The organism is Kitasatospora sp. NPDC018619, from assembly GCF_044391605.1.
Classification (GTDB): Bacteria; Actinomycetota; Actinomycetes; order Streptomycetales; family Streptomycetaceae; genus Kitasatospora.
The window spans coordinates 1-26,485 of record NZ_JBISAI010000014.1 but is presented as its reverse complement, the minus strand read 5'-3'; the positions used below and the strand labels follow the sequence as shown (position 1 = coordinate 26,485).

Sequence of the window (26,485 nt, the reverse complement as noted above, 5' to 3'; positions counted from 1 at the left end):
TCTTTTGCTACGCCGGGCCCGCAGCGGTGTCAAGGCGAGCCCGCGGCGGCCCGCGGCCCCGCCCCGGGCTGCCGCGCGGGCCGCGGTGCACCAGCATGGAGGGCATGCCCAGCGAATCCCGCCGCACCACCGTGGTCAACCTGAAGGGCCACCGCGACGACCCCGAGTACCGGGACGTCGTCTACGTCGGCCGCGCGATGCACCGCGGCGGCTGGCACCTCGACGAGTCCCCGCTGCACTGCCCGTACCGCCCCGGCCCGGACCTCACCCGTGAGGAGATGGTCGACAAGTACCGCGCCCACCTGCTCGCCCACCCCGAGCTGCTGGCCCTCGTCCCGGCCCTGCGCGGCCACCGGCTCGGCTGCTGGTGCGCCCCTCTCCCCTGCCACGCCGACGTCCTCGCCGACCTCGCGGACCACCCGCCGCGGTGAGGGCCGCTCCCGTCCCGGCACCCCGCCGTCCCGGACCCGGAACCACCTGTTCGATATCCTCCGGACGGGTGGCGGCACCGAGCCGCCGGTGGGGAAGCGAGAGCCGTATGCAGTCGCCGTCGTCCGGGAGCTCCGCGCACGGTACGTCGTGGCAGTGGGACGAGGAGACGGACGGCGGCGAGGCCACCGGGGACGTGGTCGCGGGCGGCCGGGAGCGCGTGCGGCCGAGCCGGCGGCGGCTGCTGCTGGCCGGGGCCGGGGTACTCGCGGCGGGCGGGGCCGCCTGGGCGTTCGGCCGTTCGGGCGGCGGCGGGGCCGGGCCCTCGCCGGCGCCGCCCGGGCCGGCGCCGACCGCGCTGTCCGGGCCGACGCCGCTCTGGTCCTACCGGGGGCCGGAGCCGATGACCCCGGAGCGGCTCACCGACCCGCCCGGCCACCCCGTCTTCCTCTCCCGGAAGGGCCTCCAGGTCCTCGACCCGGCCCGGGGCGTGCCCGGCCGCCTGCTGGTCTTCGACCCGCCGGACGCCCGCAGCTGGCCCAGCGACCTCGACACGCTCGGCAAGGTCGTGTTCGGGCCCGAGCACCTCTTCACGACCTTCCAGGGCCACGTCGAGGCCCGCCACCTCACCGACCCCGCCGCCGACTGGAGCCTGCCGCTGCCCGACGAGCTCCAGGGGCAGACCCGTCTCGCCGGCTACGACGGCCTCGCCCCCGGCGTCCTCTACGGCTACTCCTGGGGCCGTGCGAAGGCCGACGGCAGCCTGCCGGACCACCGCCTGTTCGCCCTGCGGGTCTCCGACCGCTCACTGCTCTGGTCCGTCCGCACCGAGCAGGTGGAGCAGCCCGTCACGCCCGCCGCGCACAGCGGCGCCGACGGCCGCCTCGCCTGTGTCCGCTTCCTCGGCGGCCGGGCCGAACTGGTGGTCCGGGACGCCGCCACCGGCCGGGAGCTGTGGACCGGCCCCGGCGAGGAGGAGCTGCGCTGGTGCGTCAGCGACTCGCACGACTTCTTCGTCCCCGACGGCAACAGCGGCGTGCGCGTGCTGCGGGCCGCAGGCGAGCCGGGCTGGACGTACTCCCCCGCCCGGGGCGAGTCCCGGCGGGCGCTGCCGCCCGTCCAGGACGGCCCCCGGGTGTTCGTCCCGTGGGACCAGGGCCTCGTCACCTGCCACGACCCGGGCTCCGGCGCGCTGCTCTGGTCCTGCCGCCTGCCGTTCCCGCTGGACCGCCGCAACCGCCCGCTGGCCGCCGGCCGGACACTGTACGTCCCGGGGACGGCGACCGGCGGGGTCTGCGCGATCGACGCCGCGACCGGTGAGCTCGGCTGGACGTTCCACGACTCGGCGCCCGGCAAGGACGTCTGGACGGTCGCCTCGGACGGCGGCCGCCTCTACGTCGGCCACGACGACGTCCTGCACGCCCTCCCGCTGGGCTGACCGCACCGACGGCCCCGCCCCGGCGACGCGGAGCCGAACGCCCCGACGACCCCGACGTGACCCCCTCGACGACCCGGCAGGACGGCCCGATGCAGGTACGCCCGATCTCCCCCGACAAGCTGACCGAGCTGCTCGCCGACCGCATCGCCGACCTGCCCGGCGCCGGCGCCCGGCACCTGCGGGTCGCGGTGGACGGCGCGGCCGCGGCCCGCCCCGAGGACCTCGCCGACGCGCTGGTGGAGCCGCTGCGGCTGCGCGGCCTGCCGACGCTGCGGGTCTCGGCGTCCGGATTCCTGCGCCCGGCCTCGATCCGGCTGGAGTACGGCCACCGGGACGCGGACGCCTTCCACGACCTCTGGCTGGACGACGGGGCCCTGGCGCGCGAGGTGCTCGACCCGCTGGAGCCGGGCGGCAGCGGCCGGGTCCTGCCCTCGCTGCGCGACCCGGTCACCGACCGCTCGACCCGCGCCCCGTACACCGGACTCCCGCCCGGCGGCGTGCTGTTGCTGGACGGCGCCCTGCTGCTCGGCCGCTGGCTGCCGCTGGAACTGACCGTCCACCTGGCGCTCGGTCCGGCCGCGCTGGCCCGCCGGACCCCGGCCGACCAGCAGTGGACGCTGCCCGCCTTCGCCCGCTACGAGGCCGAGACCGGGCCCGCCACGGCGGCCGACGTCACCGTCCGGGTCGACGACCCGCGCCACCCCGCCCTGGTCGAGCTGCCCTGACCTCCGGTGCCGGGCCGCGCTGGCAGTACGGGCACCAGAAGACCGCCCGGTCGCGCGGCGGCTCGCCCTGCCGCCCGGCGGCCACCGGGGTGACGCAGCGCGGGCAGGGCCGGCCGGCCCGGCCGTAGACCCAGTGCTGGTAGCCGGGCCGGGTGTCGCCGGTGGTGATGTGGCCGGGGCGCAGCTTGTTGGCCTCCAGCATCTGCCGGGCGCGCTCCACCAGCCGGTCGGGGTGCGGGAGTTCGCCGACCTCCGTCCACGGGGTGACGCCCGCGACGAAGCACAGCTCGTTCGCGTAGACGTTGCCGATCCCGGCGAGGTTGCGCTGGTCGAGCAGCGCCTCGACGACCGGGCGGCCCGGGCGGGCGAGGAGCCGGCGGACGGCCTCGACCGGATCCCAGTCGGGGCCGAGCAGGTCGGGGCCGAGGTGGCCGACGACGCGCGGTTCGTCGGCGGTGCGCAGCAGTTCGACGACGGGCAGCCGGTAGCCGACGGCGGTGGCCCCGTCGGTGCCGAGGACGGCGCGGATCTGCCAGTCGGGGCCGCCGTTCCACCGCTCGCCGGGGCGGTAGACCGCCCAGCGGCCGTCCATCCGCAGGTGGGTGTGCAGGGTGAGGCCGCCCTCGAAGCGGGCGAGCAGGTGCTTGCCCCGCGGGAGGACCTCCAGCACCCGGCGTCCGGTGAGGTCGGCGGTGGCGTGCGCGGGCACCCGCAGGTCGGCGCTGGTCAGCGGTCGTCCGGCGAGGGCCTCGTGCAGGCGGGCCGCCGCGCGGTAGACGGAGTCACCTTCTGGCATGCCTCCATTCTGGTCCGCGCGGCGGCCCGGCGGGGTACCGCCCCCGGGGTTCGGCTGCGGCTACGCGGAGGGCTCGGCGGCGTGGGCCTCGCGCACCACGACCACCGGGCAGGGCGCGTGCTCGGTGAGGTGGCGGCTGACCGAGCCGAGCAGCACGCCGGAGAAGCCGCCCAGTCCTCGGCTGCCGACGACGAGCAGCGCGGCGCCCTTGGCGCCCTCCAGCAGCGCCTGGGCGGCGTTGCCCGGCAGCACGCTCTCGGTGATCCGCACGCCGGCGTCGTCGCCGGCCACCTTGGCGACGGTCTCGGTGAGGGTCTGCCCGGCGAGCTCCTCGGGGTTGAAGGACTCCACGGTCGGCACGCCCTGCCCGGCCCAGCCGTAGAACGCGGGGTACTCCCAGGCGGCGATCGCGTGGACCGTCCCGCCGACGGCCCGCGCGTAGTCGATCGCCCAGCGCAGCGCCTGCTCGGAGGCGGGCGAGCCGTCCACGCCGACGACGATCCGGGGGTTGGCACTCATGCCGTTGCTCCTTCGGTTGCTCCTGATCGGTCCCGACCCTCCGAACATAGATCAAATCGGACAAACGGTCGGTATCTGCCACGCCGGAAGCGGCGCGCCGCATTCAATTCGAACGCGCAGCCGCGGTCCGGCCTGGGGGCGTCCTCGGAGCGCCCTGCCGGGCCGGCCTCCGGCCTTCCCTCAACTCCGGTAGGCGGCCCAGGCGTTGGCCATCCGCTGGACCTGCCCGGGGGTGAACATCGTCATGCAGGAGTCGTAGCCGTAGTCCATGAAGTTGTGGACCGGGTCGAGCCCCGGGGCCGGGCAGGTGTCCCGGCCCTCGGGGCAGCCGGAGGCGGCGGTGTGCTCGGCCGGGGTGTCCTCCACGTAGTCGCCCGGGGCCCGGCAGCCGTTCTGGAAGGTGTGGAGGAGGCCGAGCCAGTGGCCGGTCTCGTGGGTCGCGGTGTCCCCCTCGTCGTAGTGGGTGGCCGAGCCGCCCGGCAGGGAGGCGTCGAGCACCACCACGCCGTCGTCGGTCGGGTTCGCCCGGTACGCGTTGGGGAAGGTGGACCAGCCGAGCAGGGAGTCGCCGAGCCGCGCGGTGTAGAGGTTGAGGGTGCCCTGGTCGCCCTTGCGCAGGGCGGTCTTCATCGCCTGTTCGGCCGGCGAGCCCGGGGTCATGCCGGTGTACCAGGAGGCGTTGTCGGTCCAGTCGGTACCGACCAGTTCGAAGTGGAACGGGCTCGCGGTATTGCCCTCCCCCCGGCCTCCGTAGCTCTCGTTGAGGTGGTCGACCTGGCCGTTGACGGCGGCCTGGTCCAGCCGTCCGGCGTCCCCGTCGTGGATCACGTGGACGTGGACCGGGACGGTGGTCGGGGTCGCGGCCCGGTGCCGGGCCCCGCCCAGTGCGGCGAGCCGCCGGTCGAGGTCGGCCTGCATCGCCCGGGCCTCCTGCGCGCTGACCTCGTTCGGGTCCCGGCCCGGCCGGTGGCCGGCCGGCATCCGGGCCGCGGCACCGGTGCCACCGGCGCCGCCGTCCGCGCACTCGGCCGCCGGAGCGGCCGCGGCCCGGTGCCCGGCCGGCGCGGCGAACTGGCTCAGACCGGCCGCGGCGACCAGCGCGGCGGCGCAGGGGAACAGGCGGGGGGCACGCGGGCGCACCCGGGCGGTACGGCGCATCAGCGCTCCTGACGGGGGGAGTCGACGGGGTCTCGCCGCGCCCGGGGCCTGCTCCGGCCGGCCCGCCGGTGCCCGGCGCGGACTCGCCGAGACTACGACGCCGTGAAGTCGATCTCCCGCAGGGCGCGCGCGGCGGCCCGGTCGAGTACCACGGCCGACGCACAGCCGGCCGGCAGCCGCCCGGCCTCCAGGACCAGGCCCCGCAGCCGGGCGAAGGCGGCCCGGTGCCGGGCGAAGGCGTAGCGCGAGACGCGGCGCCGGCGCCGCCGCTGCCCGTCCAGGGCCTCGCCCGGCTCGGCGTCGAGCAGCAGCAGGTGCACCCGGCGGCCCTGCCGGGCGGCGGCGCGCACCAGCCAGCCGCGCACCCACGGCAGGGTGCCGCAGTCGTGCACCGCGAGCGGCCCGCCCTCCAGCACGACCCGGCGCAGCCGCCGGTAGTGGGCGAGCCGGGCCAGCGGTCGGTAGAGCGCGTACGGCAGGCGGCCGGGCAGCCGGGCCGCGAACTCCTCGCGGACCAGCTGGGAGTCGACCAGCGGCGCGCGGACGCAGCGGCGCATCAGGGTGCTCTTGCCGCTGCCGGGCAGGCCGGTGACGACCAGCAGGTCCCCGGCCGGGTAGCGCAGCACCGCCGGCCCGGGCCCGCGCAGGTCGTGCCGGGCGGGCCGGTCGTGCGGCGCGGGCAGCACGACCAGCTCCCCGGCCCCGCGTGGCGGCGGCACCGTCGGTACCGCCGCCGTCCGCAGCGTTCTCGTCCCGCTCACCCGGTCTCCCCCCGCCGTTCCCCTGCGACGAGGATCGCCCATTCCCAAGAACGCGTAAAGGGCGAGCTCGGAGCGGGTACGGACGATTCCCGCCGGGCCCGGGCGCCGTGGCCGCGCGGGCCGGGGCGGCGGGCGCGTCAGCCCAGCTGCGGGGCGATCCGGGAGGCGATCAGCTCCAGGTGGTCGAGGTCGTCCAGGTCGAGGATCTGGAAGTAGATCCGCTCGCTGCCGACCTCCGCGTACCGGCCGATCTTCTCGACCACCTCGTCCGGGGTCCCGGCCAGGCCGTTCTCCTTCAGCTCGGCCACCTCCCGGCCGATCGCGGCGGCCCGGCGGGCGACCTCGGCGTCGTCGCGGCCGACGCAGGCCACCAGGGCGTTGGAGTACACCAGGTCGTCGGCGCGGCGCCCGGCCGCCTCCACGGCGGCCCGGACCCGGCCGAACTGGGCGGCGGTGTCGTCCACCGAGGCGAACGGCAGGTTGAACTCGTCGGCGAAGCGGGCGGCCAGGGCCGGGGTCCGCTTGGGGCCGAGGCCGCCGACCAGCACCGGGACGTGCTCCTGGGCGGGCTTGGGCAGCGCGGGCGAGTCGGTCAGCGTGTAGTGCTCGCCGACGAAGTCGAAGGTGTCGCCGAGCTTGGTCCTCCACAGCCCGGTGATGATCGCCAGCTGCTCCTCCAGCCGCCCGAACTTCTCCTTCGGGAACGGGATGCCGTACGCGGTGTGCTCGGCCTCGTACCAGCCGGCGCCGAGGCCGAACTCGACCCGCCCGCCGCTCATCGCGTCCACCTGGGCGACCTGGATCGCGGTGACGCCGGGCAGCCGGAAGGTCGCGGCGGTCATCAGGGTGCCCAGCCGGATGGTGCGGGTGTCGCGGGCGAGGCCGGCCAGGGTGATCCAGGCGTCGGTGGGGCCGGGCAGGCCGTCGGCGTCGCCCATCTTCAGGTAGTGGTCGGAGCGGAAGAAGGCGCTGAAGGCACCGAGCTCCTCGGCGGTGCGGGCGACCGTGAGCAGGGTGTCGTAGCTCGCCCCCTGCTGGGGCTCGGTGAAGATGCGGAGATCCATACCGGCCATTCTGGTACGGACGGCCGGGTGATCGGCACAGCGCGTCCGCCGCGCCACGGAACGTCCCCGCCGCGGCCCGCGCGGGCGGGAGGGGTGGCCAAGGTCTCAGCCCGGAAGCGCCCCGCGCGTCATTTCCCGCTCCGGGGCTCGCCTACCGTGGACGGATGTTCGCCACCTCCGACGATTCCTTCCGGCGCTCCCCGGACGAGCCGGCCGGCTGTCCACTGCCCGGCATCGTGACGGCCTTCACGCCCCGGCTGGCCGAGTTCGCCTTCGAGCCCGGCTTCGTCGCGGCGGTCGACCAGCACGCGGCGATGCTGCGGGAGGTGCTGTACGCCCAAGGGCCGGAGCTCGCGCCCCGGCCCCTGGACCGTGAGGAGTTGTCGGACTACGCGCTGGGGTTCCTGGACGCGCTCGCCGAGATCGGCTGGCGGGAGCCGGTCGGCTACGACTACGCCGTCATCCGGCTCACCGCGATCTGCTGGCTGGTGCGCGAGCAGGGCCTGCTCGGGGTCTGAACCCCGGCAGGCCCTGCCCGGGCCGTGCGGTCGCGGGCGCCCTACAGGTTCGGGTCGCCCTCGATGCCCGGCGCGGGCGGGGTGCCCGGGCCGGTCTGGGTGGTCGGCCGGACGGGCTGGTTGGACAGCGCGTCGGAGCGGCCGGCCTGGTAGGCGGTCCCGCGCAGCCGGGCGGTCTCCCGCTCGGCGCCGTCCAGCCACCGCTCCCAGCGCTGGCGCATCGGGATGATCAGGCCGCCGCCGACGCCCACCACCAGCACGCCGACGATGGCGGCGAGCGCGGCGATCAGCACCGGTCCGGTGATCGTGGTGGCGATCCCGGCCTGGCCCAGCGCGGCGATCACGCCGAGGCCGACGATGAACGCCCAGACCAGGGTGGAGACCGTCCGGCCGTACGAGGCGCCGGAGAGCGCGTTGCCCACGATGTCGCGCACGGCGTTGGCGATGGCCATCGCGACCACCACGATCACCACGGCGACGATGCCGCGCGGCAGCCAGGCGACGATGCTGTGGATCATCGTGCTGATCGGGTTCGTGCCGAAGACCCCGAACGCCAGCTGCAGGGCCATCAGCAGGACGATGTAGTACACGACCTTGCTGATGATGCCGGTCATGTCGTACTTGGAGCCCCGGAGGTGGGCGGCCACGCCGGACCGCTCCGCGACCCGTTCCGAACCGACCCTGCGGAGCACCCGGTCCAGGATTTTGCCGATGGCCTTGGCCACGAACCAGCCGATGGCCAGGATCACCAGGAAGGCGATGAACTGCGGAATGACCTTGGCGATCTTCGACCAGGCGTCGGTGAAGCCCGATCCGAAGTCGACGGACAGTGCGAGCTGCTGAGCCACGGAGTCCTCCACTCGGTGACACGGCGCCACGAGCGGCGCTTCGGCCCCCCACCCTTCGTGGATAGCAGGCGCCCGCTCCCGCCGCGCGCGCCCGGTGCCCGGGATGGTCCCCTCGGGTGAATGCCCTGGCCCCGCGCCCGCGTACAGTGGCGGTCCGGGGGGTCGGGCCACGGGGCGGGACGGACGGGACGGTGCGGCAAGTGAGCGGTACGGCGGCGGAGCGCGCGGTGGACCACCGGGCGCTGCACTGGCAGGTCCGGCCGGAGGGGGCCGCGGCGGCCGTGCTGGTGCTGCACGGCGGCGAGGAGCACAACCTCGCCCGGCCCGGGCGCCTCAACCTCCCGCTGCTGCGGATGCACGGCTTCCTGCGCGGGCTCACCCGGGCGACCGCCCCGGCCCGGGTGGCCGTCGGGACGGTCCGCTACCGCCACCGCGGCTGGAACGGCGAGCGGGCCGACCCCGCACGGGACGCGACCGCCGCGCTCGACGAGCTGACCGCGCAGCTCGGACCGGTGCCCACCGTGCTGGTCGGCCACTCGATGGGCGGGCGCGCCGCGCTCCGGGCGGGCGGGCACCCGTCCGTCACCGGCCTGGTCGCCCTGGCACCCTGGTGCCCGGCCGAGGACCCGTGCGAGCAGCTCGCCGGGCGGGACGTCCTGCTGCTGCACGGGGACCGCGACACCGTGACGCCGCCGGCCGACACCCGTGCCTTCGCCGCCCGCAGCCGCGCCGCGGGCGCCCGGGTCTGCGGCTACACCGTCACCGGCAGCGGGCACGCCATGCTCCAGCGCGTCACCGACTGGCACCGTGCGACCACCCGGCTGACCACGGCGCTCCTCGGGCTCCACCCGTTCCCCGCCGAGACCGCCTCCGCCCTCGCCCTGCCGACCGCCTCCCGCGAGGCCCTCACCCTCGCCCTCCCCCGCCAGCCCCGCCGGGCCGCGGCCCGGCCGGCGAACCGCTGACCGGCGGCCCGTCGGCCACCGGGCGACGGGCCGGGCCCGGCGGGCCGGCTCAGCCGGTGGGCGGCTTGGTGCCGTGGGGCCAGACGCAGGAGGACTCGAAGCCGACCACCAGCGTGGCGGGCCAGTTGTCACCGTCCGAGATCGAGGCCTTGAAGCCGTTGTCCGGGTTCGTGAGCACGATCACCCCGGGCCGGCTGTCGGTGACCCGGAACCCGGCCACGACGAGGTGCCCGCGGAAGGCGTCGAAGACCGTGTCGTGGTGGTCGGCCGGGATGTCGCGCAGGTAGCGGTACGTCACGGCCCTGACCCGGCCGTCCGGCTCCCCGGGGGCGTCCTTCCTGACGCACGCGTCCTCGCCGTCCCGGTCGACGACCGGGGAGATCGGCTTCGGGAAGGCGAGGAAGGTCTCGGTGAAGTACGCGTCGGTCTTCTGCTTGGCCTGGGCGCTGGTCAGCGGCGCGTCGGCCGAACCGGAGCAGGAGGTGGCCGCCAGCAGGACGGCGCCGGCCGACAGGGCCGACCGCACGGCGCGAGCACGGGGGAAAGCAACGGTCACCGCATGATCCTTGAGGGGGTGTGTGGGCTGCTGGGGTCGGGACTGATCCTAGACCGTACGCTTTCTAGACCGTGTGCCAGAGGGCGGCGGTGAAGACCCCCGCCACCCAGGTCCACAGGACCGAGAGGCCGAGGTGCGCGACGGTGCGCAGGCGGTCGCCGCGCCACAACCGGGGCGAGAAGTAGGCGAATTCGGCGAGCCAGCGCAGGCCCCAGAAGAGCGTCTGGGCCGCCAGCAGGGCGGTGCCGAGCCGGCCGCCGGCCAGCAGGTCGGGAGCCAGGCAGAGCGGGAGCACTCCGAGCAGGGCGCAGGCGAGGCCGATGAAGAACACGTGGGCGTAGGAGACCTGGCGGGTCAGCAGGGTGGTGCCGGACAGGTCGGCGGGCCAGCCGATGGCGCGGGGCAGCACCGCGTGCACCAGGCCGGTCGTCACGAGGGCCGCGCCGACCAGGCGCAACTGGGCTTCCAGGGTGAGCAGTCCGGTCATGGTGCGGCCTTCCGGAGGGCGAAAACGGTGACCAGGCCGGCGATCCGGCGCTCCGCGGCCGGGGTGAGGCCCGCCTCGGCGGCGTGCCGGAGCCAGGTGGCCCGGGGCAGGAAGTGCCAGGCGCCGGGGCCGTAGACGGCGGTGTTGGCGGCGTCCCGCAGGTGCTCGACCAGCAGCAGGGTGCCGCCGGGGCGCAGGGTGCGGGCGGCCTCGGCGAACAGGGCGGTGCGGTCGGCGGGCCGGCGCAGCTCGTGGGCGGCGAAGACGGCGAACACGGTGTCCAGGGCGCCCGTCGCGGCGGGCAGGGCGTCCGGCCGGGCCGGGATGCCGCCGGGGGCGGGCGGGGTGTGGCGGCGGGCGCGGCGGATCGAGCCGCTCGTGGTCAGCGCCGGGTCGTACAGGTCGGCGACCCGTCCGCGGGCTCCGGGGTGGCGGGCGGCGAGCGGGCGGCCGGCCTCGTCCAGGCCGGTGCTGACCACCAGGTGGTCGCCGGGGCCCTCGGGCAGCAGGGCGGGCAGCCAGTCGTAGCGGTGGAGCCCGGAGCGGTCGTAGACGCACCAGGTGGCGAGGGTGCTCACGGCGAGGTAGCCGGCGGCGGTGGCGGCGGCCGCGCGGGTGACTGCGGCGGCGGGGCCGGGCAGCCGGCGGGCCAGGGCCAGGCCGGCGACGGCGGTGAGCGCGCCGGCCGCGTACATCGGCCAGTTGTAGCGGACGACCTCGCGCACCCCGGACGGGCGGGGGCCGGCCGTCGGCGCCGGGCCGGCGGCGGGGCGGGCGGCGGCGGCGGGGCGGGCGGCGGGGCGGAGGGCGGAGCCGGCGGCGGACGGGCGGGCGCCGTGGGGGCGGGGGCCGGCCGGGGCGGGGGCGGTCACCGGCCGGCTCCACTGAGGGCGCGGCGCTGCCCGGCGTGCCAGCCGTAGTCCAGGCCGGCGACATGGAAGGCGTTGGCGAGCACCGGCCGGCTGCCGGCCAGCGGGCCGTGGTCGAAGAAGGTGAGCCGGGGCACCTCGACCGCCACCGGCTCGGGCTCCCAGTGGGCGCGGACGGCCTTGACCACGATCACCGAGCGGGTCTGCGGCTCGTACTCGAAGGTGTAGGGCAGCGGTCCGGCGAAGCGGCGCGCGGCGCGGGCGTCCGCGAACGGGCTACCGGACGGGAGGGCGGCGGGGGCGCCGGCGAGGTCGGCGCGCACGTGCAGGTCGGCGCGGCCGTCGTCGCTGACCACCGCGAACTCCAGGGTGCCGTCGACCACCCGGGTGCCGATCCGGGCGTGCCGGTAGTGGTAGCGGGAGAAGGCGTTGCCGCCGAGCGCCATCATCCGGCTGTCGGTGTCCGAGCGCAGGATCCGCAGGCCGCGCATGGTGCGGCCGCCCGGGGTCGGGAAGCGGGTGAAGACCCGGTAGCCGGTCAGGACGAAGTCCCGGCCGAGGCGCGCGGGCAGGGCGGCCGGGCGCAGCGCCCGGGTGTCCACGAGGGCGGCGGCGACGAAGCCGTGCTCGGTGCCGTCGGGGTCGGTGTAGGTGTCGAGGGAGAGGCCGGGCGGCACCAGCGGGGAGAGCAGGCGGGGCGGCAGGGCGTAGGTGAGGACGAGCGAGTGCGCGAAGTGGGCGCGCATCGCGAAGGGGTGGCGTTGCAGCAGGTGTCGCACGGTCGACTCCGGGTTCGAGTAGGGGGGTTCGGAGCGTGGCGGGGCAGCACGGGAGCGCCCCGCGCCGCGGGCCGCGGTGCGGGTGCTCTCGCGCCTCCTCATCATGGCGCACGAGTTTGAACGCGTTCAACTTTGGAGGGGAGGGGGCGCGGACGGTGGTCCCGGAGGGCTCCTGTTCCCGCCCGAGCCACCCCGGACGGCGTCCCGCTCCCCCCACCCGGGTGGTTTCGCCCTCCGCGGCACCGGCGGGGACGGTCGGGGAGCGGATGATCCCTTCCGACGAGGCCGCGCCGGGCGGCCCTGGAAGGACGGTTCGGGACGATGAGCACGACGCGGCGGTCGCTGCTGGGCGCGGCCCTGGCCGCTCCGCTCCTGGGGTGGCTCACCGGGACCGCGGCCGGTGCCGCGGACGGCGGCACCGATCTCTCCGGGAGCCTCGGCACGCTCTCCGACGGCTGGGTGGAGATCCGCTGGACCCCGGAGGCGCAGGCCCAACTGGACCGCTTCCACGCGCTGGTGGACGTCGTCGCCCCGGCGCGCATGGTGCTCGACGAGCACGGCCCGGCCGTCCACCTGCCGATCCGCTCGGCCGTCGGCGACCCATCCCTCGCCGACCCGCCGAAGGCCCGGGGCGACGGCGCGCTGGACGGCGGGGTCTGCGTGAGCACCTCGAAGGGCGACTACCGGGTGGTGAACCTGGCCGGTGCGATCAGGGACGGCCTGGGCTCCGGCCGGTGCGAGGTCAGCGGGGCCGAGATGGGGCACCGCTCGGCCTTCCGCTGCGGCCTCACCGAGGGGACGCTGAGGGCCGATCCGGTACCGGCCGGGCAGCCGGTGAACGTCCGGCTCAGCGGGGTGCCGCTGCGCCCCACCCAGGAGGCGGTGGACGCGTACACCGCGAACTTCGGGGCCCACCCGGTCACCGTGGACACGGTGTTGGCGTACGTCACCGCCCAGGGGACGTACACCCCGCCGCCGGCCGCGCAGGAGCAGCAGGCGCAGGCGCGGCCGGAGCCACGGCCGCAGTCCCCGTAGCGGGGCGGCCGCCGCGGGGCGCTCGGCGGGGCGGTCACCGCGGGGCACTGGACGGGGCGGTCACCGCGGGGCGCTCGGCGGGGCGGTCACCGCGGGGCGCTCGGCGGGGCGGTCACCGCGGGGCACTGGACGGGGCGGTCACCGCGGGGCGCTCGGCGGGGCGCTCACCGCGGGGTCCGCGACGTCCGCGGTCGGGCGGGCCTTGCGGGACTGGGCGGGGACGCCGGCGCCGAAGCGGCGTTGGCGGGCTGCGTAGGCCCGGACGGCCCCGCGCAACCGGGCCAGGTCGTAGTCCGGCCAGGGCGTCGGGTCGAACAGCAGCTCGGCGTAGCCGAGGTGCCAGGGCAGGAAGTTGCTGATCCGCTGCTCCCCCGAGGTGCGGATCAGCAGGTCCACGTCCGGGAGGTCCGGGACGTAGAGGTGCCGGGCCAGGTCGGCCGGGCCGATCTCCTCCGGGAGGATCCGGCCGGCCACCGCCTCGGCGGCCAGGCGCCGGGCCGCGGCGGCCAGTTCCTCCCGGCCGCCGTAGTCCACGCAGACCGTCAGGGTCAGCGTGCCGTTGTTGGAGGTCAGGCTCTCCACCAGCGCGATGGAGGAGGCGAGCGACTCGTCCACCCGGTCCCGGCGGCCGCACCAGCGGATCCGCACGCCGAGTGCGTGCAGGCCCTCCGCGCTGCGGGTGAGGCCGTCGGCCAGCGAGTCGAACAGCGCGGTCAGCTCCTCGGACGGGCGGCCCCAGTTCTCGGTGGAGAACGCGTACAGGCTCAGGTGGCGCACGCCCAGCCGCAGCGCCGCGTTGACCAGCCGCAGGGCGGCCCGCCGCCCGGCCTGGTGGCCGTGCTCGGCGGGCAGTCGGCGGGCCTCGGCCCAGCGGCGGTTGCCGTCCATGATCACCGCGACATGGCCGGGCGCGCCCCCGGGAGGCACCGACGGGGCGCGGCGGCGGGGTGTCACGCCGTCGGAGCTCGGCGGCACCAGGCCCTCGGTCAGCACGCGCGAGCGCAGCAGGCTCGCTTCGTCGTACTGGAGCTGGGCACCGAGCAGCAGGGCGTGCAGGAACGGGCGGCAGCCGGGGGCGGCGAGCCAGGTGGCGGGCAGGGCCTGCTCCAACAGGCGGTGCAGCTGGGCCTGTTGGAGCTCGACCAGCTCGTCCAGGACACCCCGGCGGTCGGTCCGGCGGCCGTTCGGGCCCCGGCCGCCCCGGTGATCGTCCGGGCCCCGGCCGCCCCGGCCGCGGACGCCCTGGCGCAGGTCCGCGACGGTGAGGCCGAGGCGGCGCAGGTCCTCCTGCGGCAGGTAGCAGCGGCCGGCCGCGAGGTCGAGCGGGAGGTCCTCCAGGATGTCGGCCAGCTGGCAGGCCTCCCCCAGGGCGGACAGCGCACCCGCCGCCCCGGGGGCCCGTGCGCCCAGCAGCGGGGCCCACAGCTCGGTGACCGTCCCCGCGATGCCCCGCAGGTGACGGCGCTGGTCCGCGGAGGTCTCGAAGGCGGGCGGGCGGGCGCCGCCGGCACGGGTGGCGTCCAGGAACTCCTCGACGAGGGCCGGGTCCAGTTCCCAGCGCCGCACGGTGTCCACGAAGGCCCGGCGCAGCGGGTGCCCGCTGTGGCCGGCCGCGAGCTCGGCCAGGGTGTCGGCCCGCCAGCGGGCGAAGCGGCGTTCCCGCTCGGCCGGGCCGGCTCCGCCCTGGCCCTGGCCTTGGACGGCATCGGCGTCGGCATCGGCCTCGGCGCCCCCGGCGTCGTCCTCCCGGGCGTCGGCATCGTCGGCGAGCCGGTCGGAGCGGGAGGCGAAGGCGTTGACGGCGTGGAGGTGGGGCCGCACCTCGGGCGGCAGCAGGTCGCTGACCGCCCGCAGCGGGGCCAGGTGGGCGGCCACCTCCCGCTCGCAGGCCCGGTACGACTCCGCCAGCTCCGGCGGATCCTCCGCCGCCGCCCTGCTCCCCGCCATGCCCGTTCCCGACCCTCCGCCGACACCGTGCGCCGACCGGTCCAACGAGACGGCGGCGGATCGGTGGCGATCCGGGGTGCGGTCCCCCATGGCTCCGGCGCCGGTCACGGCCCCGACCGCGCGGCCACGGGCACGCGTCAGCCGAGGTCCGCCGGGGACTGCACCACCACGCCGTACAGGTCACCGATCGTCGCCAGCGCCGCGCGGTGCACCTGGTCCGCCGTCAGCTCGGTGCCTGCCGACTCCAGCGGACGAGTGGCGCAGGCGGCGGCCACGACGGTCGGGCGGTTGCCCCGCAGGAAGGCGCCGGCCGTGGTGAAGGTGACGCACATGTGGGTCATGAACCCGGCGACGACGACGTCGCGGTGCCCGGCCGCGTCCACCAGGTCGCCCAGGTCGGTGCCGACGAAGGCGTCCGGGGCCCGCTTGACCACCACCGGCTCCCCCTCGGCCGGGGCGACGTCCGGGTGGATCCGCCCGATCTCGGCCCGGATGTCGTACGGAGTGCCCTCGCCGCCGTCGTTGACCACGTGGAGGACGGTGGCACCGGCCTCCCGGGCCCGGGCCAGCAGGTCGGCGCCGGCGTCGAGCGCCTCCCGCCAGCCGTCCAGCTCCATCACGCCGCGCACGTAGGTGTTCTGGTAGTCGATCATGATCAGGGTGGCGTCGCCGAGCACGGCCGGCGTCTCGTCGAGGCCGTTGAGGGTGCGCAGGGTCGTCGTGGGCACGGGGTACCGCCTTCACGGGGTCGGGATTCGGGGTTCTCGCAGGTCACACCTGGTGCATCACGGGTGCGGCCCGGCTCCGCCCACGCTACGGGCGGCGCCCGGATGGCGGCAATGTCGCCTAACATGCAGATTCCGACATCGAGGAGGGAAGCCGTGCCCGCACCGGCCGCACAAAGGCTCGTCGTCATCGTGCTGTTCGAGGGCGTCGACCTGCTCGACGTGACCGGGCCGCCCGAGGTCTTCTCCCTGGTCCGCCGGGAGAGCGAGGACGCGACCGGCTACCGGGTCGTCCTCGCCGCCGAGACGACGGAGCCGGTCACCACCGCGGCGGGCGTGCGCGTGCTGCCCGACCTCACCTTCGACGAGGCCGCCCGGAGCCGGATCGACACCCTGCTGGTGCCCGGCGCGGTCGAGGTGGACGAGCACCGCAGGGTCCGCGCGCTCACCGACCCGGCGGTGGTGGACCGGGTCCGCGCCCTGGCCGCCCGCTCGCGCCGGGTGGCCAGCGTCTGCGTCGGCGCGCACCTGCTCGCCGCCGCCGGGCTGCTGGACGGGCGGCGCGCCACCACCCACTGGTCCACGGCCGGCCAACTCGCCGAGGAGCACCCGGAGGTCGAGGTCGACGCGGATCCGATCTTCATCCGCGAGGGCGGGGTCTGGACCGGCGCCGGCATCAGCGCCTGCCTGGACCTGTCACTGGCGCTGGTCGCCGAGGACTTCGGCGAGGAACTGGCGCTGCGGGTCGCCCGCCAGCTCGTCCTGTACCTCAAGCGCCCCAGCGGCCAGAGCCAGTTCAGCGTCCCGCTGGAGCCGGTGTCGACCACCCGGCGGATCGAGGAGCTGCGCCACCACATCCTGCGCAACCTCTCCGGGCGGCTCACCGTCCCGGACCTCGCGGCCCACGCCCACGTCAGCGAGCGGCAGTTGACCCGCATCTTCAAGACCGAGCTGGGCACCACCCCGAGCGCCTACGTCGAGGCGGCCCGGGTCGAACGCGCCCGCCACCGGCTGGAGTCCACCGACGAGACGCTCGAACGCCTCGCCACCGCCTGCGGGTTCGGCACCGTCGACACCCTGGTGCGCGCCTTCCGCCGCCGTCTGGGCACCACGCCGACCGACTACCGGCAGCGCTTCCGCACCACCACCGCGACGGCGACCGCACCGGCGACGGCGAGGGAGGTCACGACAGCCGTACGGTGAACCGCGTGCGCCCGGCCGGCTCTCGACCGTCACCGTGCCGCCCTGCGCCCCGACCACGGCCCGGACGATCGCCAGGCCGAGCCCGGTCGAGCCGGTGGCGCGGGAGCGGGCGCGGTCGCCCCGGACGAAGCGCTCGAAGACCCGGCCGACCAGCTCCGGCGCGATCCCCCGGGCCGTCGTCCGAGACGCTCGGCTCGACCTGCCCGTCCGACCGTTCGAGGGCCAGCCGGACCTCGGTGCCGGGCGGGGTGTGACTCCGGGCGTTGGCCGGCAGATCGACCGCCACCTGGCTCAGCCGGTGCCCCTCCCCGCGCGCCAGCACCGCATCCCCGGGCAGGGCGACCCGCCGGCGGTGCTCCGGCCCGGCGGCGGGGCGTCGGCCACCGCGTCGAGGGCGATCCGGCTCAGGTCCACCTCCTCCTGGGCCAGCGGGGCGGCCCGCGTCCAGCCGGGCCGGCAGCAGGTCCTCGACGATCGCCCCCATCCGCACCGCCTCGGCACCGATCCGCTCCGGCGAGTGCCGCACCGGCTCCGGCACCGGGCCGGGGTGGCGCAGCGCCGGCTCGGCACGGCCGCGGAGCGCCACGACCGGGGTGCGCAGCTCGTGGCCGGCGTGGCGGCGAAGCCGCGAAGCCGCTCCTCCACCGCGTGGCGGCGGGTCGGCGCGTCGCCGACGGCCCGAGCATCCGGTTGAGCGCGGCCCGACGCCTGGGCCACCGCGCCGCCTTCGCGACGGGCGCGGACCGCGCCCTCGCCTGGGTCGCCCGCCGGCCGGGCGTCGAGGCCCTGGCCGTGCTGCCGGAGGGCACCAAACGCCGGACCCCGGGCCTGCCGGAACACCTCCCGGCGAGCGGCCCGGCCGACTGGCGCGCCACCGTCGGCTGACCACCCCGGAACCGCCGGGAACGAGCGTTCCGTCGGCGGAACGGGCGTTCTCGGGAACGCCCGTTCCGGCCTACCTCCGCTGCTGCTGTGCCGCCCGCCAGGCCTCCCGGGCCACCAGCGGCGCCAGGTACGACCAGCGGCGCGAACCGTCCGGGCAGGCGCCGCCCTCGACCAGCCCGGAGACCGTACGGCGGTCGAAGGGCACCCAGACGGCCATGTCGTGCTCGAAGGTGCTGCGGCAGGCGTCGCGGCGGCGGTCGATCCCAGGACGCCCCATGATCCCGTCCGCCGGCGCCCACTGGTCCGGGCCCGCAACGCACCGGCGGCCCCGGTGGACGAACCACCGGAGCCGCCTGCCGCCCGGAGCCACCGCCCGGTCCGCACCCCACGACGCGAACGGCCGTGACCGGCCCGTCCTCGCTCCACGACACCGGCCCCGCCAGTCGGCGTCCCAGCCCTCCCCGGAGCACGCCTGTGGGAGTGCTACCCGCGCATGCGGCGGAAGAGGACGACGAGCAGGGCCAGCGTGAGCACGGCCAGGAGGCCGGCTTCGACGAGTTGGACGGGCACCAGGTGGTCGGCCGGGTGGAAGCGGAGCCAGGAGGCGTCGGCGGTGTCGCAGGTGGTGTTGAGCACGCAGCTGTCGGTGCGGACGCGGGTGCCGTCGGGGAGGATGACGCCCTGGTCGATGAGCCAGGAGTTGGTGGGGTGGGCCGTGCCCACGGGGGCGGTCTGGTCCACGGCGGGGTAGAAGTACCGGCGGGCCCAGGCCATGACGGCGTGGGCGGCGGCGACGAGGGCGCCGGTGGCGAACATCGCGGGCTGGGTGCGGCGGACGAGCCGGCCGACGAGGGCGCCGAGGGTCAGGGCGAACAGGGACCAGGCGACCGGGGCGACGCCGAGGGCCGGGTAGGTGAAGGCCTGGAAGGGCGGGTCGAAGGCGACGGGGCCGTGCACGATGTCCGTCCACCACACCCAGGTCATCAGCACCGCGAGCACACCGCTGACCGCCAGCGCGGCGAGGCCGGGGACGGCGAGGCGCACGGCGAGCCAGCGGACCGGGCTGACGGACTGGGCGCGGACCAGGCGGATGGTGCCGCGTTCGTACTCCTGGGCCAGCAGCGGGGCTCCGACGAACACCCCGAGCAGCACGGGCAGTGCCGTGACGGCGGGCTGGAGGACCTCCAGGTACCAGAAGTCGGGGCGGTCGATCGGCTGGACGAGGTCCCAGCACTCCCGGCGCTCCCAGGAGGCGGGGTAGTAGCAGTCGGTGCGGCGCAGCTCGTCCACGATGTGCCCGCAGGTGAAGTGGACCCAGAGGAGGCCGACTACCGCCAGGACCAGCGCGGCGCCCAGCACCCAGAGCAGAAGCCGGTTCTGACGGAGGGTCAGCCACAGGAGCCCGCGCAGGCCCGGGGCCGGGGAGGCCGCGGGTCCCGCAGCGGCGGTGGCGGGACGGTCGGGCAGGACACCGGTGCTCATGCGGCCGCCTCCCCCGGGCCGTGCTGGCCGGGCGGGTCGGCGGGCGCCCGGAGGTAGCCCAGCAGCAGCTCCTCCAGGCCCGGGCGCTCGCTCTCCCAAGCGCCGTCCGGCGGCCCGTCGGTGCGGACCAGGACGATCGACCGGCGGCCGCTGACCCGCCGTTCGACCACCGATGCGGCGGGCAGGGCGGCGCCCTGGGCGGCCGGCCCGGTGAGCAGCCGGTGTCCGTCGAGGAGTTCCTCCAGGTCGCCGGCCAGCCGGACCCGTCCGCGCTGGACGAGGACCAGGTGGTCGATGACACCGTCCAGTTCGGGGAGGATGTGCGAGGACAGCAGGATGCTGGTGCCGCGCTCGGCGGCGGTCGACATCAGGGTGCCCATCAGCTGGTGGCGGGCGAGCGGGTCGAGGTCGGCCATCGGCTCGTCGAGCAGCAGCAGGTCGGGGAGCTTGCCGAGGGCGAGGGCGAGGCAGACCCGGGTGCGCTGGCCGCCGGAGAGCGAGCCGATCCTCGCCCGGGGGTTCAACTCGCCCTGCTCGACGACCTGTCGGGCCGCATCGTCGTCCCAGGCCGGGTTGAGTTCGCGGCCCATCCGCAGGGTCTCGGCGACGGTGAGGCCCGGGTAGAGCGGCTTGTCCTGCGGCACGTAGGCGACCCGTGCGCGCAGCCCGGGCGCGCCGGCGGCGGCGCCGAGCACCCGCAATCCGCCCTCGGTGGGCTCCAGTTGGCCGGCGGCGAGGGAGAGCAGGGTGCTCTTGCCCGCGCCGTTGGGGCCTACCACGCCGCAGATCCGCCCGGCCGGGACGGTCACGTCGCAGCCGCGCAGGGCCCAGCCGCCGCGGTACTTCCTGCCGAGGCCCGCGGCCTCCAGGGCCGGCGCCGACGCGGGCGCCGTGGTCGTCGGGTCTTCCACCCGGTCCCCCCACTGTTCTTCGGTTCGGTGTTGTCGGGGCTGCCCGGGCTCGGGTGCCGTCGGCGGATCGAGGGCCGCAGCCCGCTCAGGAGCCGGGCTCGGCACAGGCGGCGCCGGAAGCCCCGGGGCCGGGACCGGCGGCGCCGAGGACCCCGGTGTCGAAGCGCTGCTCCAGCACCGAGGCCATCAGCGCGGCGATGTCCTCGCGCTCCAGTCCGGCCCCCCGAGCCTTGTCCACCCACCCGACCAGCTCCGCGCGCAGCGGGCCGTCGGCCGCCGCCTCCGGACGGGCGAGCGAGCGCCGGACGAAGGTGCCGAGCCCCGGGCGGGGCTCGACCAGCCCCTCGCGTTCGAGTTCGCGATAGGCCTTCAGCACGGTGTTGGGGTTGATCGCGGTCAACTCGACCACCTCGCGCGCAGTCGGCAGCTTGTCCCCGGGGCGGAGCAGTCCGAGCCGCAGGGCCTGCTTGGTCTGCTGGACGATCTGCTGGTACGTGGAGACGCCGCTGCGCCGCTCGATGCGGTACTCGATCACCCGCGCTTCGGCCTTTCACTAGTTCAATAGTGGAATGGTGGCCCACCGCGGCGCGCGGGTCAAGCCGGACCCCGGGGGATGCCATGCGGAGCCGTCGAGGATGCCGCGACCGTCAGGGGCGCCGCAGCAGGAGCAGGCCGTCGTGGTCGACCACCGGCCGGTAGCCCCGTTCCCGGTAGCCGGCCAGCATCCGCGCGGTGTCGGCGGTGGCGCAGGGGGCCCGCACGCTCGGGTCGCGCAGGTCGACGGCCACCCACTGCGGCCCGGGGCCCTGCGGCACCCGGCACACCAGGGTGACCTCCGTACGGCCCGCCAGCTGGGCCGCCAGCCGGTTGGAGGCGGCCGCGGTGGCGTCGTCGGGTATCCGGCGGAGCAGCTCCCTGGTCTCGGCGAGCCGGGGCGAGGTGCGCCAGGCTTCGGGCATCACCACCTCGTGCAGCGGGTAGAGCGGCAGCGTCACGGCCGTCACCAGGGCGCTGACGGCGAGGGCACGGCGGATGCGGCGGGCGTCGGAGTGCCGCAGGACGTCCACCAGGGCCGCGGACACGATCGGCATCAGCACCGCACTGTAGTGGTAACTGACGCCCCAGTAGTGCGGGTTGGAGGAGAGCAGCCGCCAGGCGAGGGTGGGTGCGGCGAGCAGGAGGAGCGGCGAGCGCAGGCCGGCGAAGCCGGCGGTGGCGGCGAGCAGGAACAGCAGCAGCCACTTGACCGGCGGCCAGCCGAGCCGCAGCGGCAGCGTCCAGGGCGAGTCCTGCCCGCCGCCGTCGAGCTGCTGCCAGTAGTCGAAGCCCCCGTTCGGGTTGACGGCCGGAAGCACCACGAGCACGGTGAGCGCGGTCGCGGCGAGGCCGACGGCGGCGAGGGCGAGCCCGGGCAGCGGACTGCGGCGCCGCTCCCGCCGGGCCTGCCGGGCGATCAGGACTCCGACGGCGGCGACCGTCAGCCCCAGGTCCTCCTTGACCAGCAGCAGCGGCAGCGACCAGAGGGCGGCCGCGAGCGGCCGGCGGCGGCCGAGTGCGGTGGCGGCGAAGGCGAGCAACGGGACGGCGAAGGCGATCTCGTGGAAGTCGTCGGCCGCCGCCCGGACGATCCCCCAGGAGGCCCCGGTCGCGCAGCCGACGAGCACCGCCGCCCGCGGCCCGGCCACCTCGTGGGCCCAGCGGGTCAGCGGCACGACGGCCAGCGCCATCAGCAGCGCCTGGGCGACGACGAGGGTGAGCGCGCTCGGGAAGGCCCGGTAGGCGGGCGCGAGGAGGGCGACGAGCGGGTGGAAGTGGTCCCCGAGGAGGTGGTAGCCGGGGCCCTTGAGCGGCACGATCGGCGCCTGCCCGTGGGCGTACGCCCGGACGGCCTGCTCGAAGATGCCCAGGTCGTAGGCCTTGGTGAGGCCGCGCCGGTGCCGGTTGACGGCGACGCAGGCGTACAGCGCCGCGAACCCGGCCGCCAGCCCCCAGGCGAGCACGGCGGGGCGGCGGGCCTTCAGGAGGTTCGGGGCACGCAGGGCACGCAGGGCGTCCAGGGCCCGCACGGCGAGCAGGGCGGCGAACCCTGCGGGCCGAGCGGGCGCGGGCGGGACCGGCGGAACCGGCGGGGCCGCCGCTGGGTGGTGAGCACGCGAAGCGGAGACGGAGGCGGGCATCGGCAAAGTACCCTTTCACTATTCGAATAGTGGAAGGGTGATGGAAGCCCCGCCAGCCGTCAAACCCGGTCGGCCGACGCCGACCGGGCCTTCCGGCTGCCCTCCCGGGCCCGCGCCGCCGCCGGAGGCCGCGTCCACGGAGCCGCTTGACCTTGACGCTACGTCAGGGTCGGAGGCTTGCCGCATGACGAACGAGAGCACTTCCGACGCCCCGCTCCACCCCCCGCTCGGCGGCTTCCAGGAGGTCGACGGCCGGCGCCTCTACCTGCACCGCCAGGGCACGGGCGGCCCCGCCGTCGTCTTCCTGCCCGGCGCGAGCGCCGTCGGCCTGGACTACTTCGGCGTCCAGCAAGGGGTTGCGCGGTTCACCACCGCCGTGGTGTACGACCGCGGCGGCAGCGGCTTCAGCGACGACGCCGCGCTGCCGCGCACCGCGGCCGAGGTCGCCGCCGAGCTCCGCGAACTGCTGCGCGCCCAGGCCGTGCCCGGCCCGTACGTCCTGGCCGCGCACTCGCTCGGCGGCGCGTACGCCCACGCGTTCGCCCAGCGGTACCCGCAGGACGTGGCCGGGCTGGTCTGGCTGGACGCCTTCCACCGGGACTGGGACGACTACATGCCCGCCGAGGCGAGCCTGTCCGCCACCCTGCGGCTGTCACCCACGGAGGAACAACTGCGGCAGGGCCTCCCGGCCATCCGCCGGATGTGCGAGGAACTGCTCGTGGACTACCCGGCGGACGTCCGGGCCGCGATGGTCGAGTACCACGTGAGCGAGCGCTGGATCCGGGTCGGCCTGGCCGAACGCGCCTCGATGGCCGACCTGGCCGCCGAGCTGAAGGCCGGCCCGGACCTCCCCGACGTGCCGCTGGTCGCCCTCACCCCACTGGGCGTCGACCCTGGCCAGCTGGCGGTGACGGGCGAGGAACTCCTCCGGGCGATGCACGACGGCAAGACGCGGCTGTACGCGGACATGGTGGGCCGCGTCTCGAACGGGGAGCAGCGCATCCTGCCCGACAGCGGGCACAGCCAGTTCGTCTTCGAGCGCGCCGACGCCGTCGTCCAGGCCGTCCGCGATGTCGTCGACCGGGCAGCGCGCGCCTAGACTTCGCCCGGCGGCCCACACGGACCCCCGGAGAAGGAGCGAAACGGTGCTCACGATCGGTCAACTCGCCTCGACCGCGGGCGTGAGCGTGCGTACCGTCCGCCACTACCACCAGATCGGGCTGCTGCCCGAACCCGAGCGCGACCACTCCGGCTACCGCCGCTACAGCGCGCAGGCGGCGGTGGACCTCATCCGGATCAGGACGCTCGCCGACGCCGGGGTGCCGCTCGCCCGGATCGACGCGCTGCTGCGGGCCCGGCCGGAGGAGTTCGCCGCCGCCGTCACCGCCCTCGACGCCGAACTGCGGCACCGGATCGACCGGCTCACCGAACACCGGCGCCGGATCGCCGACCTGGCGAGCGGCGAACGGCTCGCGCTGCCGCCCGAGGTGGTCGCCATCCTGGACCGGATGCGCGCGCTCGGGGTCAGCGAGCGGTCGGTCCGGCTCGAACGCGACACCTGGATCCTGCTCCAGGCCCTGGACCCGGAGGCGATGCGCCGGGGCGTCCGGGAGAAGAACGCGGCCTTCGACGACCCCGAGACGGTCCGGCTGTTCCTGCTCTGCGACCAGTCGCTCGACTGGCAGCCGGACGATCCGCGCGTGGACCGGCTGATCGACGACCTGGACACCTGGGAGGCCGCCCACGGACGCGACAGCAGCCGGCCCGGGAAACAGGCGGTGATCTTCTCCCGGATCGCCGAGGCCTCGCCGACCTGGCAGCGCATCCTCGGCGTCCTCGCCCATCGCGCCGGACAGCGCCGCCTCGCGGAGGAACGGGCCGGCGGCCCGCGCCGGAAGCGCTGACCTCGCCGGGCCCGGCCCCGTCCGCCCGGAGGACGGCGCGCCCCGCCCCTGGCCGTCCGCTCCGTCCGTGGTGAGAATGCCGAGGTGCCGTCCGGGGCGGTCCCGGGCGGCGGAGGGCGAAAGGACGGCCGGCGGATGGTCAGCCAGCACAGCGGTCCCGCGTTCGACGGACGGTTCGGCGACTACCAGAACGAGATCTACCTGCGCGGGCTCGGCGGCGTGCTGCCGACGATGCCGATGGCCTTCGCCGAGTTGGAGGCGCGGGCCGGCGCGGCGCTGGCGCCCTCGGTGCTCTCCTACGTCGCGGGCGGGGCGGGCGACGAGTCCACCCAGCGCGCGAACACCGCCGCCTTCGGCCAGTGGGGCCTGGTGCCGCGGATGATGGTCGGCGCGACCGCCCGGGACCTGTCGGTGGAGCTGTTCGGCCTGCGGCTGCCGACTCCGCTGTTCATGGCGCCGATCGGGGTGATCGGCCTGTGCGCCCAGGACGGCCACGGCGACCTGGCGACCGCCCGGGCCGCCGCCCGGACCGGCGTGCCGATGGTCGCCTCCACCCTGACGGTCGATCCGCTGGAGCAGGTGGCCGCCGAGTTCGGCGACACCCCCGGCTTCTTCCAGCTCTACACCCCCACCGACCGGGCGCTGGCCGAGAGCCTGGTGCACCGGGCGGAGGCCGCGGGCTACCGGGGCATCGTGGTCACCCTGGACACCTGGGTCACCGGCTGGCGCCCGCGTGACCTGGCCACCGCCAACTTCCCCCAGCTGCGCGGCCACTGCCTGGCCAACTACACCTCCGACCCGGTGTTCCGCGCCCGCCTCGCCAAAGCCCCGGAGGAGGACCCGCAGGCAGCCGTCCTGGAGTGGGTCGGGCTCTTCGGCAACCCGCTGACCTGGGACGACCTTCCCTGGCTGCGCTCGCTCACCGACCTGCCGATCCTCCTCAAGGGCATCGGCCACCCCGAGGATGTCCGCCGCGCCAGAGACGGCGGCGTCGACGGCGTGTACTGCTCCAACCACGGCGGCCGCCAGGCCAACGGCGGCCTGGCCGCCCTCGACCTGCTCCCCGACGTCGTCGCGGCCGCCGACGGCCTGCCCGTCCTCTTCGACTCGGGCGTGCGCTCGGGCACCGACGCCGTCAAGGCGCTCGCCCTCGGCGCCACCGCCGTCGGCATCGGCCGCCCGTACGCCTACGGCCTGGCCCTGGCGGGCACGGACGGCATCGTCCACGTGCTGCGCTCGCTGCTCGCCGAGGCCGACCTCCTGATGGCCGTCGACGGGTACCCGACCCTCGCCTCCCTCCGCGCGGAGGGTGCGCTGCGCCCGGTCCGGTACCCGTCCTGACGCGGGATCAGTGCGCCCCGTCCGGCGGGATCACCGGGGCTTGCCGGGACATTCGGGACGGCCCTACGCTCGAACGGCACAAATCGGGTCCGTACGTTCCCGTACGCTGGGAGGTCCGCCATCATCCGCGTCCTGCTGACCGCCTTCGAACCGTTCGGCCGCGATGCCCTGAACTCGTCCCTGGAGGCGGGCCGGCTGGTCGCCGCCGGTCCGCCGGCCGGGGTGGCCCTGGAATTCACCGCCCTGCCCGGGGTGTACGGCGACTCGATCGCCGAACTGCGCAAGGCGGTGGCCCGGTTCGAGCCGGACCTGGTCCTCGCCACCGGGCAGGGCGGCAACCGCCCGGACCTCACGGTGGAGCGGGTGGCGGTCAACCTGGACGACGCCGTCCGCGGCCCCGACCGGAAGGGCCACCAGCCGCTCGATCAGCCGGTCGTGCCGGACGGCCCCGCCGCGTACTTCTCCTCCCTGCCGGTGAAGGCCTGCGTGGCGGCGGTCCAGCAGGCCGGCATCCCGGCCACCCTCTCCCACACCGCCGGCACCCACCTCTGCAACCACGTCTTCTACGGGTTGGCGCACCTGATCGCGACCGAACGCCCGGTCCTGCACGGCGGGTTCGCCCGCCTGCCGTACCTGCCGAGCCAGGCCTCCGGCCGGGAGAAGAGCGGATCGATGTCGGCGGAGACGGCAGCCGAAGGCATCCGCATCCTGATCCGCAGCGCCGTCACCACCCTCCACGCCCCACCCGTCGCCGCGGCACCCGTCCCCCGCCGCCGCCCCTGGCTGTCCCGCCGAACCGACTGACCTGCCGGTACGCCGGCCGTGGCCGTGGCCGTGGCCTCCAGGTCTCTCCCGGAGTTCCGGAAATGCGAAGAGCCCCTGATCCGAAGGGATCAGGGGCTCTTCTGAAGAATTGTTCGGCGGCGTCCTACTCTCCCACAGGGTCCCCCCTGCAGTACCATC

At 76.0% G+C, this 26,485-nt stretch carries 29 protein-coding genes and 2 pseudogenes; 12 read left to right on the top strand and 19 right to left on the bottom strand.

What is annotated here, in order from left to right:
* The first annotated feature begins 104 nt into the window (after positions 1–104).
* The 3 genes from ACH5AR_RS22465 (at position 105) to ACH5AR_RS22455 (ending at position 2,592) form a co-directional block, all read left to right on the top strand.
* A complete protein-coding gene (locus tag ACH5AR_RS22465) occupies positions 105–431 on the top strand; it encodes a DUF4326 domain-containing protein (RefSeq protein ID WP_396303237.1) in 327 nt (108 codons plus the stop codon).
* Positions 432–538: 107 nt separating this feature from the next.
* Positions 539–1,867, top strand: coding sequence for a PQQ-binding-like beta-propeller repeat protein (locus tag ACH5AR_RS22460; RefSeq protein ID WP_396303236.1), 1,329 nt, complete (start codon positions 539–541; stop codon positions 1,865–1,867).
* Positions 1,868–1,956: 89 nt separating this feature from the next.
* Entirely contained in the window at positions 1,957–2,592 is a 636-nt protein-coding gene (locus tag ACH5AR_RS22455; RefSeq protein WP_396303235.1) for a uridine kinase, read from the top strand.
* On the opposite strand, the gene ACH5AR_RS22450 is transcribed toward ACH5AR_RS22455, so the two are convergent.
* The 5 genes from ACH5AR_RS22450 to ACH5AR_RS22430 form a co-directional block, all read right to left on the bottom strand.
* A complete protein-coding gene (locus tag ACH5AR_RS22450) occupies positions 2,540–3,388 on the bottom strand; it encodes a DNA-formamidopyrimidine glycosylase family protein (RefSeq protein ID WP_396303234.1) in 849 nt (282 codons plus the stop codon). The two genes, ACH5AR_RS22455 and ACH5AR_RS22450, sit on opposite strands and share 53 nt — an antisense overlap.
* A gap of 60 nt (positions 3,389–3,448) precedes the next feature.
* Complete coding sequence (locus ACH5AR_RS22445; RefSeq protein ID WP_396303233.1) at positions 3,449–3,907, bottom strand: universal stress protein; 459 nt, start codon at positions 3,905–3,907, stop codon at positions 3,449–3,451.
* Between the two features lie 180 nt (positions 3,908–4,087).
* On the bottom strand, positions 4,088–5,065 hold the full coding sequence (locus ACH5AR_RS22440) for a zinc metalloprotease (protein ID WP_396303232.1): 978 nt from the start codon (positions 5,063–5,065) through the stop codon (positions 4,088–4,090).
* A 92-nt stretch (positions 5,066–5,157) separates the two neighbouring features.
* Positions 5,158–5,868 (bottom strand): AAA family ATPase, encoded by a 711-nt coding sequence (locus tag ACH5AR_RS22435; protein WP_396303231.1) that lies wholly within the window; start codon positions 5,866–5,868, stop codon positions 5,158–5,160.
* 95 nt (positions 5,869–5,963) lie between these two features.
* Positions 5,964–6,890 carry an LLM class F420-dependent oxidoreductase gene (locus tag ACH5AR_RS22430; RefSeq protein ID WP_396303230.1) on the bottom strand — a complete coding sequence of 309 codons (927 nt, stop codon included), beginning with the start codon at positions 6,888–6,890 and terminating at the stop codon, positions 5,964–5,966.
* A 164-nt stretch (positions 6,891–7,054) separates the two neighbouring features.
* Here ACH5AR_RS22430 and ACH5AR_RS22425 point away from each other — a divergent pair, with 164 nt between their 5' ends.
* A complete protein-coding gene (locus tag ACH5AR_RS22425; RefSeq protein WP_396303229.1) occupies positions 7,055–7,408 on the top strand; it encodes a DUF6401 family natural product biosynthesis protein in 354 nt (117 codons plus the stop codon).
* A 41-nt stretch (positions 7,409–7,449) separates the two neighbouring features.
* On the opposite strand, the gene ACH5AR_RS22420 is transcribed toward ACH5AR_RS22425, so the two are convergent.
* Positions 7,450–8,256 (bottom strand): hypothetical protein, encoded by an 807-nt coding sequence (locus ACH5AR_RS22420; protein WP_396303228.1) that lies wholly within the window; start codon positions 8,254–8,256, stop codon positions 7,450–7,452.
* Positions 8,257–8,456: 200 nt separating this feature from the next.
* Between ACH5AR_RS22420 and ACH5AR_RS22415 the strand changes: the two genes are divergently transcribed.
* Positions 8,457–9,221, top strand: coding sequence for an alpha/beta hydrolase (locus tag ACH5AR_RS22415; RefSeq protein ID WP_396303227.1), 765 nt, complete (start codon positions 8,457–8,459; stop codon positions 9,219–9,221).
* A 49-nt stretch (positions 9,222–9,270) separates the two neighbouring features.
* On the opposite strand, the gene ACH5AR_RS22410 is transcribed toward ACH5AR_RS22415, so the two are convergent.
* The 4 genes from ACH5AR_RS22410 to ACH5AR_RS22395 all read right to left on the bottom strand — a co-directional run bounded on the left by ACH5AR_RS22410 (position 9,271) and on the right by ACH5AR_RS22395 (position 11,912).
* Positions 9,271–9,777, bottom strand: a complete 507-nt coding sequence (locus tag ACH5AR_RS22410; protein ID WP_396303226.1) for a hypothetical protein — start codon at positions 9,775–9,777, stop codon at positions 9,271–9,273.
* A gap of 64 nt (positions 9,778–9,841) precedes the next feature.
* The gene (locus ACH5AR_RS22405) at positions 9,842–10,264 is read right to left on the bottom strand and encodes a hypothetical protein (protein ID WP_396303225.1); all 423 of its coding nucleotides are present in this window, start codon (positions 10,262–10,264) and stop codon (positions 9,842–9,844) included.
* Positions 10,261–11,136, bottom strand: coding sequence for a class I SAM-dependent methyltransferase (locus ACH5AR_RS22400; protein ID WP_396303224.1), 876 nt, complete (start codon positions 11,134–11,136; stop codon positions 10,261–10,263). Before ACH5AR_RS22400 ends, ACH5AR_RS22405 begins: the two co-directional genes overlap by 4 nt.
* Positions 11,133–11,912 carry a DUF2071 domain-containing protein gene (locus ACH5AR_RS22395; protein ID WP_396303223.1) on the bottom strand — a complete coding sequence of 260 codons (780 nt, stop codon included), beginning with the start codon at positions 11,910–11,912 and terminating at the stop codon, positions 11,133–11,135. The genes ACH5AR_RS22400 and ACH5AR_RS22395 overlap by 4 nt, the downstream gene beginning before the upstream one ends.
* 321 nt (positions 11,913–12,233) lie before the next feature.
* Between ACH5AR_RS22395 and ACH5AR_RS22390 the strand changes: the two genes are divergently transcribed.
* On the top strand, positions 12,234–12,947 hold the full coding sequence (locus tag ACH5AR_RS22390) for a hypothetical protein (RefSeq protein ID WP_396303222.1): 714 nt from the start codon (positions 12,234–12,236) through the stop codon (positions 12,945–12,947).
* A gap of 138 nt (positions 12,948–13,085) precedes the next feature.
* Here the strand turns inward: ACH5AR_RS22390 and uppS are convergent, their stop codons facing one another.
* Together uppS and ACH5AR_RS22380 are read right to left on the bottom strand one after the other, a co-directional pair.
* Positions 13,086–14,894 carry a polyprenyl diphosphate synthase gene (uppS, locus tag ACH5AR_RS22385; RefSeq protein ID WP_396303221.1) on the bottom strand — a complete coding sequence of 603 codons (1,809 nt, stop codon included), beginning with the start codon at positions 14,892–14,894 and terminating at the stop codon, positions 13,086–13,088.
* Positions 14,895–15,031: 137 nt separating this feature from the next.
* A complete protein-coding gene (locus ACH5AR_RS22380; RefSeq protein WP_396303220.1) occupies positions 15,032–15,622 on the bottom strand; it encodes a cysteine hydrolase family protein in 591 nt (196 codons plus the stop codon).
* Between the two features lie 123 nt (positions 15,623–15,745).
* Between ACH5AR_RS22380 and ACH5AR_RS22375 the strand changes: the two genes are divergently transcribed.
* A complete protein-coding gene (locus ACH5AR_RS22375) occupies positions 15,746–16,822 on the top strand; it encodes a GlxA family transcriptional regulator (RefSeq protein ID WP_396303219.1) in 1,077 nt (358 codons plus the stop codon).
* Positions 16,823–16,888: 66 nt separating this feature from the next.
* Here the strand turns inward: ACH5AR_RS22375 and ACH5AR_RS22370 are convergent.
* Positions 16,889–16,975, bottom strand: a pseudogene (locus tag ACH5AR_RS22370) (hypothetical protein); the annotation flags it as partial.
* Between the two features lie 343 nt (positions 16,976–17,318).
* Positions 17,319–17,408, bottom strand: a pseudogene (locus ACH5AR_RS22365) (hypothetical protein); the annotation flags it as partial.
* A 62-nt stretch (positions 17,409–17,470) separates the two neighbouring features.
* On the opposite strand from ACH5AR_RS22365, the gene ACH5AR_RS22360 reads away from it, so the two are divergent.
* The gene (locus ACH5AR_RS22360) at positions 17,471–17,707 is read left to right on the top strand and encodes a hypothetical protein (protein ID WP_396303218.1); all 237 of its coding nucleotides are present in this window, start codon (positions 17,471–17,473) and stop codon (positions 17,705–17,707) included.
* Positions 17,708–17,777: 70 nt separating this feature from the next.
* Here the strand turns inward: ACH5AR_RS22360 and ACH5AR_RS22355 are convergent, their stop codons facing one another.
* From ACH5AR_RS22355 to ACH5AR_RS22335, 5 genes are all read right to left on the bottom strand, one after another.
* A complete protein-coding gene (locus ACH5AR_RS22355; protein WP_396303217.1) occupies positions 17,778–17,984 on the bottom strand; it encodes a hypothetical protein in 207 nt (68 codons plus the stop codon).
* A gap of 206 nt (positions 17,985–18,190) precedes the next feature.
* On the bottom strand, positions 18,191–19,189 hold the full coding sequence (locus tag ACH5AR_RS22350) for a hypothetical protein (RefSeq protein ID WP_396303216.1): 999 nt from the start codon (positions 19,187–19,189) through the stop codon (positions 18,191–18,193).
* Positions 19,186–20,100, bottom strand: coding sequence for an ABC transporter ATP-binding protein (locus tag ACH5AR_RS22345; RefSeq protein ID WP_396303215.1), 915 nt, complete (start codon positions 20,098–20,100; stop codon positions 19,186–19,188). The genes ACH5AR_RS22350 and ACH5AR_RS22345 overlap by 4 nt, the downstream gene beginning before the upstream one ends.
* Before the next feature lie 85 nt (positions 20,101–20,185).
* Positions 20,186–20,635, bottom strand: a complete 450-nt coding sequence (locus ACH5AR_RS22340; RefSeq protein WP_396303214.1) for a GntR family transcriptional regulator — start codon at positions 20,633–20,635, stop codon at positions 20,186–20,188.
* 112 nt (positions 20,636–20,747) lie between these two features.
* Positions 20,748–22,166 carry a DUF2079 domain-containing protein gene (locus ACH5AR_RS22335; protein ID WP_396303213.1) on the bottom strand — a complete coding sequence of 473 codons (1,419 nt, stop codon included), beginning with the start codon at positions 22,164–22,166 and terminating at the stop codon, positions 20,748–20,750.
* A gap of 295 nt (positions 22,167–22,461) precedes the next feature.
* Between ACH5AR_RS22335 and ACH5AR_RS22330 the strand changes: the two genes are divergently transcribed.
* The 4 genes from ACH5AR_RS22330 (at position 22,462) to pcp (ending at position 26,326) form a co-directional block, all read left to right on the top strand.
* On the top strand, positions 22,462–23,376 hold the full coding sequence (locus tag ACH5AR_RS22330; RefSeq protein WP_396303212.1) for an alpha/beta fold hydrolase: 915 nt from the start codon (positions 22,462–22,464) through the stop codon (positions 23,374–23,376).
* A gap of 46 nt (positions 23,377–23,422) precedes the next feature.
* The gene (locus ACH5AR_RS22325; RefSeq protein ID WP_396303211.1) at positions 23,423–24,181 is read left to right on the top strand and encodes a MerR family transcriptional regulator; all 759 of its coding nucleotides are present in this window, start codon (positions 23,423–23,425) and stop codon (positions 24,179–24,181) included.
* A gap of 135 nt (positions 24,182–24,316) precedes the next feature.
* Positions 24,317–25,522: an alpha-hydroxy-acid oxidizing protein gene (locus ACH5AR_RS22320; protein ID WP_396303210.1), complete on the top strand. Its 1,206-nt coding sequence runs from the start codon at positions 24,317–24,319 to the stop codon at positions 25,520–25,522.
* Positions 25,523–25,642: 120 nt separating this feature from the next.
* Positions 25,643–26,326, top strand: coding sequence for a pyroglutamyl-peptidase I (gene pcp / locus ACH5AR_RS22315; protein ID WP_396303435.1), 684 nt, complete (start codon positions 25,643–25,645; stop codon positions 26,324–26,326).
* The last annotated feature ends 159 nt before the right edge of the window (positions 26,327–26,485 follow it).